The sequence below is a fragment of the Alcaligenes sp. MMA genome, from assembly GCF_020907215.1.
GTDB lineage: Bacteria > Pseudomonadota > Gammaproteobacteria > Burkholderiales > Burkholderiaceae_B > Alcaligenes > Alcaligenes aquatilis.
Genome location: NZ_JAJJPP010000001.1, coordinates 322,474 through 334,316, shown reverse-complemented (window position 1 = coordinate 334,316; position 11,843 = coordinate 322,474). Strand labels below are relative to the sequence as shown.

The following is an 11,843-nucleotide window of genomic DNA, read 5'->3' as shown; positions in this document are numbered from 1 at the left end:
GCTGTAGTCGGCTTGGGGTGCCGACTACAGCATTACTTATCTTCGACCTGCAAAATTGCCAAAAAGGCTTCCTGCGGAATTTCGACGTTCCCAACTTGCTTCATCCGCTTCTTACCCGCTTTTTGCTTCTCAAGCAGTTTCTTCTTGCGAGAGATATCACCGCCGTAACACTTGGCCAGCACGTTTTTACGCAATGCCTTGACGTTCTCGCGAGAAATAACTTCGGCACCAATGGCGGCCTGAATAGCAATATCAAACATCTGGCGCGGGATCAAGGAGCGCATCTTGGCGACCACTTCGCGTCCACGGTAACGGGCATTGCTACGGTGCACAATCATGGACAAGGCATCGACACGGTCGCCGTTGATCAGGATATCCACCTTGACCACATCGGCCGAACGGTATTCCTTGAACTCGTAGTCCATGGAAGCGTAGCCACGCGATACGGACTTGAGTCGGTCAAAGAAGTCCAGCACGATCTCAGCCAGGGGCATTTCATAGACCAGATTCACCTGACGGCCATGATAGGTCATATTTAACTGCAAACCGCGCTTGGCTGTACACAGGGTCATGACCGGGCCCACGTATTCCTGTGGCATTAGCAGCGAAACCACAACAATAGGCTCGCGCACGTCTTCGATATGGGACACCTCCGGCATGCGGGAGGGGCTCTCAATCATCAGGACTTCGCCATCACGGCGCTCGACCTCGTACACCACCGACGGCGCGGTAGTGATGATGTCCATATCAAATTCACGTTCCAGACGCTCCTGGACGATTTCCATGTGAAGCAGGCCCAGAAAGCCGCAACGGAAACCAAAACCCAGCGCCTGAGACACTTCGGGCTCAAACATCAGGGAGGAATCGTTCAGCTTGAGCTTTTCCAGGGAATCGCGCAGCTGGTCGTACTCACTGCTTTCCACCGGGTACAAGCCGGCAAACACCTGAGGTTTCACTTCTTTAAAGCCAGGCAGCGCCTTGTCCGCAGGTTTGCCAGCCAGGGTGATGGTATCGCCCACCTTGGCGTGTTCCAGCTCTTTAATACCGGCAATGATGAAACCCACCTCGCCAGCAGACAAATGAGGACGGTTCTCCGATTTAGGAGTGAACACACCGATGTGCTCGACCAGGTGCGTGGCGCGGGTGGCCATCAACAGGATTTTTTCCTTGGGCTTGAGCATACCGTTAACGATGCGCACCAACATGACCACGCCCACGTAGTTGTCAAACCAGGAGTCAATGATCAAGGCCTGCAAGGGCGCTGCCGGATCGCCCACAGGTGCAGGCACACGGGCGACGATGGTCTCAAGGATTTCGTCGATCCCCTGACCCGTTTTTGCACTGGCCGCAATCGCATCGCTGGCATCAATACCGATAACGTCTTCCACTTCCTGGCGTGCCGAATCCGGATCAGCCGAAGGCAAATCCATTTTATTGAGCACGGGAATCACTTCGACGCCCTGGTCCAACGCGGTGTAGCAGTTAGCCACCGTCTGCGCTTCCACACCTTGGGAAGCGTCCACGACCAGCAAGGCACCTTCACAGGCCGACAAAGAACGGCTGACCTCGTAGGAGAAGTCAACGTGGCCGGGAGTGTCGATCAAGTTCAGGTTGTATACCTTGCCATCCTGAGCCTTGTAGTGCAAAGCGGCGGTCTGGGCCTTAATCGTAATGCCACGCTCTTTCTCGATGTCCATCGAATCCAGAACCTGGGTCGACATCTCGCGGTCGGCCAGGCCACCACAGCGTTGGATCAGGCGGTCAGCCAAGGTCGATTTGCCATGATCGATGTGGGCAATAATAGAGAAATTGCGGATGTGGTCCATAAACCCGTTAATAAACAAAGAAAATGTTGAGGCGCAATGCCAGAGAGACGGCACAAGAAAGGGGCGCCCATGACGCCCCTTTTCAGTCCACGCGCCGAAAACGCAAGACCCGTCCTGTCAGACGGGCGCACGTGGAACCATAATCTATTCGGGGCAAAATGCCCCCGCAAATAGTGGCGAAAAAACTCCGGCCCCTGGCCGGAGTTCATCAATGGCTACCATTTTAGCCGTTTTACAGAATTTTTATTTCGATGGCGTAATCAAAACCCATTGCGACTGGCCTGCACGCAAAACCAGCAAGGCCGCAGGTTTGGATTTATCCAAAGATGCAACCATTTTAGCGTATTGATCCGGTGTCCCTACGTCTTTATCGTTGACGCGCAAAATAAGATCACCGGGCTGCAAACCGGCCTCGCTGGCAGGAGCGGTCGCATCCACGACCTGAACAGCACTCTCGACACCCAAACGCTTCAAATCAGCATCAGAGACAGCAGTCACTTTCAGACCAAAGGCGTCCGTACTGCTGGCGGTTGGTGCGTCTTTCTGATCCTTGCCGGCGACAACCGGGCTGCTGGAAGGCATTTCCTCGACATCGATCTTGACTGTCTGCACCTTGCCCTTACGCCATATTTCCAACGTGGAGCTTTGACCTGGTTTGGTACCACCCACAATACGGGGCAGATCCGTCATTTGATCAATGGTGCGACCATTGAACTTCAAGATCACGTCACCGGACTGAATACCGGCTCTGGCAGCAGGACCACCCTCTTCCACGCTGCTGACCAAGGCACCCTTGCTGTCTTTCAGGCCCAGCGCTGTTGCCACATCATCGGCCACCGGGGTGATCTGCACGCCGATACGACCACGAGTCACCTTGCCGTCGGATTTGAGCTGCTCAACCACATTCATGGCTTCATCGATGGGAATGGCCAGGGAAATACCCATAAAACCACCACTGCGCGAAATGATCTGGGAGTTCACGCCCACCACTTCACCATTCAAGTTGATCAAGGGGCCGCCGGAGTTACCGGGGTTTACAGCCACGTCAGTCTGAATGAAAGGCAGGTAATCGCCCGTTTCGCGGTTGATGGCGCTGACAATCCCGGAGGTCACCGTGGACTCCAGACCGAACGGCGAACCAATCGCCAGAACCCACTGCCCTTTCTTGAGCTGCTTGGAGTCCCCAATCACCATAGGCTTGAGGTCTTTGGCTTCGATCTTGATCAAAGCCACATCGGTGCGTTCGTCCGTACCGATGATCTTGGCTGGATATTCCTTACCATTGCTCAGCGTGACGAAAATGCCGTTAGAGTCCGCCACCACATGATTATTAGTCAGGATGTAGCCATCGGCCGAGATGATAAAGCCCGAGCCCACGCCACGCGGCACAGTGCGCTCCTGGGGCTGCTGCCCATTATTGCCCCCATGGGGCCGTTGGGGAGCCATGCCTGGCGGCATGAAATCAGGCCCAAAAAACCAGCGGAACATGTCGTAAGGGTCCGAACCGGGGCCCATGGCAGGTGAGCGTACCCGCACCGCCTCTGTGGTGCGAATATTGACCACCCCATCTTCGGTCTTGGCAACAACTCCCGTAAAATCAGGCAGGCCCAATGTCGTGCTTTGGACCTGCTCGCTTGTCGTGACAGGCTGGGCCTGCGCGTAGACCATAGGCGCACCCGTTGCCAGTACCACGGCAGCCGTCAAGGCCGAGAGAACAGGAATACGCATTTTATGACTCGATTTTTCCATTCAAATACTCCTGGTGGACGATAGTCAATGTGTCCGGGATGGTGGGGTGAACTGTGTGCCTTCAAGCAAAGCGCGCAGAGTCTGTACAGGGACAGCCCCCGTACTGGTTAAAACATAATCGTTGATGCGACTGCGGTACATATTCATGGAGCCACGGTGAAAGGCACCCAAGCTATTTTCTTCTGCTTCGGGAGTCCCTACCTTTTCCAGAAACACGGAAATAGCGGCCAGACCGTCAGACATCATCAGATGGGTTACCTGACGACCAGCCCGCATGGGCCGAAGCATTTCGGAGCGCAAGGTAAAACCGGCCGGCATAGCCAAATGCCACCCCAACTCGCTTATATCAATTTTCTGCACTTCGGGCTCAACCACGTCCCACTTGCTGGGGTTCCAGTTGGTGCGCAATTGCTGCAAATCCACCTGCTCTCCAAAAGCGACCGAGGCAAAAGCGATCTGATCCACTACCGCTTGTTGTGGGTCCAAAGTCTGCATTTTCAACAGCAAATGGTGATCGGTATCGGCACACACACGGTAGCCATAACGCTGATCATCCTTGGGGACCAACTCGATCAGATCGCAAGGACGGCCCGCCACGCGCTCGCGCGAAGGCAAACGGCGCATATCGTAAAATTTTGGCAATTGACTGACATCACCGACCAGAAAACTGGGAAAGCGCTCGTTTTCACGCCGCTCGATCACCACCATTTTCTTTTCGGGAATCAGGCATTGGGTCACTTCGTTCTGACGCAGAAACTCACGCGGTTCACCATCCAGAATTTCCAGACGCTCGCGCTCGCCAGTACCATCAATAATGTGAACCAACTTCATGGACTGGCTGGCCTGATCCTGCGTGTAAATAATGACCCCGGAGTAATCCAGATCGCGCGCCGCTTTGTGAACTTTCTGCAGCCAAGGCAGATCCAGAGGCTCCAGCCCGTCAGCCCCCTGAGCCAGCACCGGTGTACACAACACCACCAGCGAAAAGGCAAGCAAACCCTTATAGAGACGCGCCAAACCCATCTGCGATGGCATACGTACAGACCTCATTGACCCAGGGCTCCACTTTCAAAGGACACATGGCGTACTGGGCCGGTACCAACAAAATCGCGATGCAAATCCGCGTAATCATTCCAGAGCTGATCGTCCTGGGCGCTGGCCACCAAAGTGCCAGGCACTGAAGTCACGCCCATGTAAGGTAATCCCACCCACAAGGCTGCCGCCACCGCTGCCACCACAGCCAAGCCGCTGACACCGTAGCGCTGCACCAAAGGACGTTTCATGGCGCTTGGAGCAAGCACAGTAGGCTCTTCGTCGATCGCTTTGGACAGACGTGCGTAAAAACGGTCCGAAGTACGGATAGCCAGTGCGTCGGTACGCATGACGTCACCAATCAAATGATAGGTATCCCAGACTTGACGCCCATAAGGGGAGTCCAGTTCCTCGGGCCGTATTTCAGCCTCACCATCCACCCAGGAAGACACGGCGGCCTCCCAGGCATTCAGTTGATCTTCATCGGAATGGGATTTCAGGGCTTGCATCATCAATCCTTACCACCGTCGTTCACTATCTTCACCATCCAGTATGGGACGCAACTGCGCAGCAATGGCGTCGCGGGCTCGAAAGATGCGTGAGCGTACAGTTCCTATAGGGCAGTCCATGGTCTGAGCAATATCTTCGTAGCTCATACCTTCTATTTCACGTAGCACGATAGCTGTCCGCAACTCTTCAGGCAGCGCCTGGATTGCTGTATTCACTGTTTCAGCAATCTGGCGGCTGACCATCATGGATTCTGGCGTGCTTATATCGCTTAGGTTGTCGATTCGGTCAAAAGTTTCACCTTCTTCGGTTTCGACGTTCTGCAAAGTGTTGGGACGTCGTGCGGCCGAGGCCTGCCAATTACGGGCCGTGTTAATCGCAATACGGTACAGCCAAGTGTAAAAAGCACTCTCACCCCGAAACTGAGGTAGAGCTCGGTACGCTTTGATGAAGGTTTCCTGAGCCACGTCTTCAACTTCAGACGGGTCACGTACCATACGGCTGAGCAGACGCATGATTTTGCGCTGGTACTTCAGTACCAGCAGGTCAAAGGCTCGCTTATCCCCACGCTGAACACGTGCAACTAGTTCGGCATCGGTATCGCGTTCACTCATTAAGAATCCTTATTCTGAGCACGGACCTGATGGGACAGCCGGTTAGCACATAGACACAAGGCCCACCAGGCCTGCGACGGCTGAGTACGGCGCCATACAGTAATCGTACGGCAGGCCCTACCGGCGCAATCAAAACGCAAGCGCAAAGTCATGAACCAAGCACACCGCCAGATCTGCTCTATTTGTACGGACGCCTTTGCTGTGCCCTCGTACTGCAAGAAGTATAGCCCTGCCCGATGCGCTAGTGTAGCGCGCCCACCCCACACCCGACGACTGCGAGCATACAAAAAATTAGCCCACAAAGCACCTGCGAACAGACAAACAGCCCAGGGCCATTGCCAGCTGTACATCGCCCAGGCCAAGCCTGACGCAAGCAATACATAAACAACAACGCCCAGTCGGCGCACCGGGGCCGGAGCTCCGATCGACCAGGACTGGGCGTCAAGAGTGGGACGGTCTAACTTAGCGAAGACGACGAACCACCATCGAACCGTTAGTGCCGCCAAACCCAAAAGAGTTGGACAAGGCCACGTCAATCTTCATATCACGCGCTTGGTTAGCGCAGTAATCCAGGTCACAAGCAGGATCCTGATTGAAAATATTGATCGTTGGAGGCGAGATCTGGTTATACACCGCCAAGGTGGTGAACACCGCTTCAATACCACCGGCAGCACCCAGCAGGTGACCCGTCATGGACTTGGTGGAATTGACCACCAGCTTGTAAGCGTGATCGCCAAAAGCCAGTTTCAATGCTTCGGACTCGTTCACATCGCCCAGCGGCGTGGAAGTACCGTGTGCGTTGACGTACTGAACCTCGTCGGCGTTGATACCACCATTGCGCAAGGCATTCATCACGCCACGACGCGGACCGTCACGGTCTGGCGAGGTGATGTGGTGAGCATCCGAGCTCATGCCGTAGCCGGCGAACTCGCCGTAAATGCGGGCGCCACGTTTCTTGGCGTGTTCGTACTCTTCCAGCACCAGCACACCAGCACCCTCGCCCAGCACAAAGCCGTCGCGGTCCATATCCCAGGGACGCGATGCCGTTTCCGGGTCGTCGTTACGGGTGGACAGTGCACGCATGGCCGCAAAACCGCCAATGCCCAGCGGGGACACAGTGGATTCGGCGCCACCCGCAATCATCACATCAGCGTCGCCATACTCGATCAGACGAGCAGCATCACCAATGGAGTGCAGACCGGTTGTACATGCCGACACAACCGCGTAGCTAGGACCTTTCAGGCCCAGACCGATGGACAACTGGCCGGACACCAGGTTGACCAGAGAACCAGGCACAAAGAACGGGGAAATCCGACGTGGCCCCCGTTCCAGATATTCTTTTTGGGTTTCTTCAATACGGGGCAAACCACCAATCCCCGAACCTACAATAACGCCAACACGCTCAGCATTGATGCTGTTGATGTCCAAGCCGCAATCCTTCCAGGCTTGCATACCTGCTACCACGCCGTAATGGATAAAGGTATCCATCTGCTTGGCTTCTTTGACTGAAATGTAGGGTGCTAATTCAAAACCTTTGACCTCACCCGCTATCTGGGCTGTTAGGGCCGAAGGATCGAAACGGGTAATACGCCCGATGCCCGAACGCCCATTGACGATGTTATCCCACGCGGTAGGAATATCGTTGCCGACCGGGGAAACAATACCCAGCCCGGTAATCACGACACGTCGTTTCACGGATGACTCCTAAACACAAAAAAAGCGGTTTAAAGGGAATAACTGCGTCTTGCAAGCTAAAGCCGCCGGGCACAAGCTACTCTCTGGAAACCGCTCTGGAGCGAGGGCGTGCACATGCCGCCCACCCTCTTAATTGAACTTACTGCTTGCTGTGAGAATTGATGTAGTCCACAGCTTGCTGGACCGTCGTGATTTTCTCAGCTTCTTCGTCTGGTATTTCGGTTTCGAATTCGTCTTCGAGCGCCATCACGAGCTCGACCATGTCGAGCGAGTCGGCACCGAGGTCGTCGAGAAAAGAAGATTCGTTTTTGATCTCGGCTTCGTTAACGCCAAGTTGTTCAGCGACGATCTTCTTGACGCGCTGTTCGATGCTTTCCATGCAGATTCTCCAAGTTGGGAAAAATTCCCGCAAATTATAGCCAATCCATACTACTAAGAGGGATAAGCTATGACAAAAAACGGCGTTCTTGTATGAGGCCTAACGTTATTCGTACAACGCCGGCTCAAGCAATAGGCCCCAAATAATCCCGCAATTTTACCTCAGCCGGGCGCGATGCCAAGCCTTACATATGCATACCACCATTCACATGGATGGTGCTGCCCGTAATATATTGCGCTTGCGACCCGGCCAGAAAGGCTACCGCGTTGGCGATATCCTCAGCAGCACCCAGTCGTCCCAGAGGGATTTGCGACAAGATTGCCGCCGACTGCTCAGGGGTCAAAGAGCGTGTCATATCCGTATCGATAAAGCCCGGAGCGACACAATTAACTGTAATGTTACGGCTACCGAGCTCGCGCGCCAAGGCGCGGCTCATGCCGGCCACACCGGCTTTGGCAGCGGCGTAGTTGGCTTGGCCAGGGTTACCACTCTCGCCCACCACCGAGGTGATGCTAATGATGCGGCCCCAGCGGGCTTTCATCATGGGGCGGATAACGGCACGCGACAGGCGGAACACGGCACTCAGATTAGTCTGGATAACTGCATCCCAATCTTCATCTTTCAAGCGCATGGCCAGGTTGTCACGCGTAATACCGGCATTATTGACCAGGATATGCGGACCGCCATCTTCTTTGCTCAAGGCAGAAATCAGCGCTTCGCAAGCAGCCGGGTCGTCCACATTCAATACATGGCCATAGCTGCCATTCTGGTCCAGTACAGCAGAAATCGCCTGCGCGCCGGACTCGGACGTGGCAGTACCAATAACCTTGGCGCCACGTGCCATCAATTCTTTAGCAATCGCCTGACCGATACCGCGCGATGCGCCAGTTACCAGGGCAGTCTTGCCGCTTAGATCCAATTCTTGCATTTATGCTCCCTCCAGGGCTTCCAAAGTGGCCTGCAAGGATGCAGGGTCGCTGATCGACAAGGCAATCAGATCACGGTCAATACGCTTGACCAGACCGGTCAGCACTTTGCCTGGACCACACTCGACTACATGGGTAACACCTTGGGCCTTCATGGCCTGGATGGTTTCCACCCAGCGTACAGGATGCCAAGCCTGACGAACCAGCGCGTCTTTAATCTGCTCAGGGTCGGTAGGTGCGGCTACGTCCACGTTATTGATGACAGAGACCGTGGGAGCCTTCACATCCACCGACGCCAGCGCCTGAGCCAGCACGGCGGCAGCCGGTTCCAGCAGGCTGGAGTGGAACGGGGCCGACACGGGCAGCACCAAGGCACGCTTGGCACCGGCCTCTTTGGCCAGAGCACATGCACGATCTACCGCTTCTACATTCCCGGCAATCACAACCTGAGCAGGCGCATTGTAGTTAACAGCCTGAACAATCTGCTGCCCCTCGGAGGCTCGCGCACATACATCGCGCACCTGATCATCATCCAGACCCAACACGGCAGCCATGGTACCCGCACCGACGGGCACAGCAGCCTGCATGGCATCGGCACGAATGCGAACCAGCGGGACAGCCTGTTCCAGGCTCAACGCACCGGCAGCAGTCAGGGCCGAGTATTCACCCAGGCTATGGCCGGCCATCACGGCAGGAACGGGGCCTCCGGCCTGAATCCAGGCCTGGTACATGGCCACGGCGCTCGCCAGCATGACAGGTTGAGTATTGGTAGTCAGATTCAAAGCCTCAGCAGGTCCTTGTGCCATCAACTGGGCCAGGTCCTGACCCAGCGCCTGGCTGGCTTGTGCAATGGCTTGCTGTACGACAGCGGACTCGGCCCAGGCATCGAGCATGCCCACGGACTGCGAGCCTTGTCCAGGAAAGACAAACGCAATTTTCATGGTAGAAAAACTCAAAGAGATGAGGCGGTAATCCGAATCGCGCTACTTAGCAGCGGACCAGCACCGAACCCCAGGTAAAGCCGCCACCCACGCCTTGCAACAGCGCCAGATCACCGGTACGGATACGACCATCCCGGCGAGCAGCATTCAGGGCCAAAGGCACACTGGCTGCCGAGGTATTGGCATGTTGATCAACCGTGATAACCACCTTCTCGGAGGGGATACCCAGCTTACGACCTAGAAAATTGATGATGCGAACGTTGGCCTGGTGCGGAACCAGCCAATTGATGTCAGACAAGGAAACACCAGCCTGTTCGCAGACTTGATTGGCCGAAGCGGCCAGTGAAGTGACAGCCAGTTTGAACACAGCCTGACCGTCCATACGCAGGAAGGGATCACCCACAACCTGACCGTGCGAGACATTGCCTGCCGCGCACAAAATACCCATTTGGCTGCCATCCGCATTGAGCTGGGCGGCCAAAATACCGGGTTCATCACTGGCTTGCAGAACCACAGCGCCCGCACCGTCGCCGAACAGGACGCAGGTAGAGCGGTCGTTCCAATCCAGGATGCTGGAGAACACTTCAGCACCGATAACCAGCGCATTGCGCGCACGGCCTGCCTTGATCATGGCGTCGGCGGTGGTCAGTGCATAGACAAAGCCGCTGCACACCGCTTGTACGTCGTACGCGGCCGCGCCCTTGTTGCCCAACTCGGCTTGCACCAGGCACGCCGTGCTGGGGAAAACGTAATCGGGAGTGGAAGTAGCCACCACAATCAGGTCCAGATCCTGGGCAGCAATGCCCGCATCTTCCAGCGCCTGACGCGCGGCGTGTGTTGCCAAATGACTGGTACGAACACCGGGATCAGCAAGATGACGCTGGTGAATACCGGTACGCTCGACAATCCACTGATCGGAGGTTTCGATACCCTTTTGAGCCAGCTCAAGCGCTAGATCATCGTTAGACACAATCCGAGGAGGCAGATAGCCACCTGTACCGATAATCTTGGCAAATATCGTCATTTTATGTTCCCGATCAAGCCCGTTCTTATGAGGACGAGGGCTCTGAAGTATGGCGTGTATCTGGTTCGCCGCTTTGCTGTTCATGCAAGCTCACACTTTGCATGATGCGTTCGACTGCCTGGCTGGTACCGCTGAGCAGACCATTGAGCACCGCACCGCGGGCTCGTTGCAAAGCATAACCGAAAGCGTAGGCATCGGCAGAACCATGACTTTTGATAACAATACCGCGTAAACCCAAAAGGGCTGCACCGTTATGACGGCGATTATCCACCCTGTCGCGGAAACGATTCAAGACAGGACGAGCCAGCAAAGCGGACACTTTGCTTAAAGGGTCACGGGTAAATTCGTCGCGCAGCATACTGCCGACCATCTTGGCCAGACCTTCAATGGACTTGAGGACCACATTGCCCACGAAACCGTCACACACGACCACGTTGACAGTACCTTTACAGATATCGTCACCTTCTACATTGCCGTAAAAATTCAGTCCGCTAGAGCGTAACAATTCAGCCGCCTTTTTGACGACCTCGTTGCCTTTGATGACCTCTTCCCCAATATTGAGCAAGCCCACAGTAGGACGCTCATGGCGATCCACGATACTGGCCAGAGCAGATCCCATAATGGCGAACTGCAAGAGGTGTTCTGCAGAGCAATCCACATTGGCACCCAGGTCCAGCATGATCGTGGCCCCGCCCTTTTGGTTCGGGATGGACGTAGCAATGGCTGGGCGATCAATCCCATCCAAAGTTTTGAGTACGTAGCGCGAAATTGCCATCCAGGCGCCGGTATTACCCGCAGAAATGCAGGCATCAGCTATCCCGTCCTTGACAGACTGGGCAGCCACTCGCATGGAGGAATCTTTTTTGCGGCGCAGGGCCACCTCGACCGAATCGGCCATGGTGACAACTTCGGATGCGGGAAGAATGTCGTACCAGGAGGTATCGACATTACCTTGCGCACGCAATGTTTGCTCGATGGCCTGAGGCTCGCCAACCAATAAGCAGTGCACATCCGGATAGCGCTTGGCAAAAAGCAGCGCTGCAGGGACAGTGACGGATAAACCGATATCGCCGCCCATGCAATCGATGGCAATACGTATTTTTTTGTTAGACATCAAGCATGCAACCTATGTTGCTTGCAACGACAAAGA

At 55.2% G+C, this 11,843-nt stretch carries 11 protein-coding genes; all 11 read right to left on the bottom strand.

Translation table 11 applies throughout. The features are described 5' to 3' along the window. Positions 1-32: 32 nt before the first annotated feature. Entirely contained in the window at positions 33-1,826 is a 1,794-nt protein-coding gene (lepA, locus tag LNA76_RS01455) for a translation elongation factor 4 (RefSeq protein ID WP_094197303.1), read from the bottom strand. A gap of 243 nt (positions 1,827-2,069) precedes the next feature. Beyond that, a complete protein-coding gene (locus LNA76_RS01450) occupies positions 2,070-3,575 on the bottom strand; it encodes a DegQ family serine endoprotease (RefSeq protein WP_094197304.1) in 1,506 nt (501 codons plus the stop codon). A 24-nt stretch (positions 3,576-3,599) separates the two neighbouring features. After that, positions 3,600-4,625, bottom strand: coding sequence for a MucB/RseB C-terminal domain-containing protein (locus LNA76_RS01445; RefSeq protein ID WP_230017701.1), 1,026 nt, complete (start codon positions 4,623-4,625; stop codon positions 3,600-3,602). Continuing rightward, a complete protein-coding gene (locus LNA76_RS01440) occupies positions 4,622-5,116 on the bottom strand; it encodes a sigma-E factor negative regulatory protein (protein ID WP_230017700.1) in 495 nt (164 codons plus the stop codon). The genes LNA76_RS01445 and LNA76_RS01440 overlap by 4 nt, the downstream gene beginning before the upstream one ends. Positions 5,117-5,125: 9 nt before the next feature. After that, positions 5,126-5,728 carry an RNA polymerase sigma factor RpoE gene (gene rpoE, locus LNA76_RS01435; RefSeq protein ID WP_009456579.1) on the bottom strand — a complete coding sequence of 201 codons (603 nt, stop codon included), beginning with the start codon at positions 5,726-5,728 and terminating at the stop codon, positions 5,126-5,128. A 462-nt stretch (positions 5,729-6,190) separates the two neighbouring features. Then, positions 6,191-7,423, bottom strand: a complete 1,233-nt coding sequence (gene fabF, locus LNA76_RS01430; RefSeq protein WP_094197308.1) for a beta-ketoacyl-ACP synthase II — start codon at positions 7,421-7,423, stop codon at positions 6,191-6,193. A 139-nt stretch (positions 7,424-7,562) separates the two neighbouring features. Beyond that, positions 7,563-7,802 (bottom strand): acyl carrier protein, encoded by a 240-nt coding sequence (gene acpP / locus LNA76_RS01425; protein WP_003800961.1) that lies wholly within the window; start codon positions 7,800-7,802, stop codon positions 7,563-7,565. Between the two features lie 184 nt (positions 7,803-7,986). Further along, positions 7,987-8,730, bottom strand: a complete 744-nt coding sequence (fabG, locus tag LNA76_RS01420; protein WP_042482415.1) for a 3-oxoacyl-ACP reductase FabG — start codon at positions 8,728-8,730, stop codon at positions 7,987-7,989. Next, complete coding sequence (gene fabD, locus LNA76_RS01415; RefSeq protein ID WP_094197309.1) at positions 8,731-9,669, bottom strand: ACP S-malonyltransferase; 939 nt, start codon at positions 9,667-9,669, stop codon at positions 8,731-8,733. It lies immediately after the preceding gene. Between the two features lie 46 nt (positions 9,670-9,715). Beyond that, positions 9,716-10,693 (bottom strand): beta-ketoacyl-ACP synthase III, encoded by a 978-nt coding sequence (locus tag LNA76_RS01410; RefSeq protein ID WP_094197310.1) that lies wholly within the window; start codon positions 10,691-10,693, stop codon positions 9,716-9,718. A 25-nt stretch (positions 10,694-10,718) separates the two neighbouring features. Then, complete coding sequence (gene plsX, locus LNA76_RS01405) at positions 10,719-11,807, bottom strand: phosphate acyltransferase PlsX (protein ID WP_094197311.1); 1,089 nt, start codon at positions 11,805-11,807, stop codon at positions 10,719-10,721. Positions 11,808-11,843: the final 36 nt, after the last annotated feature.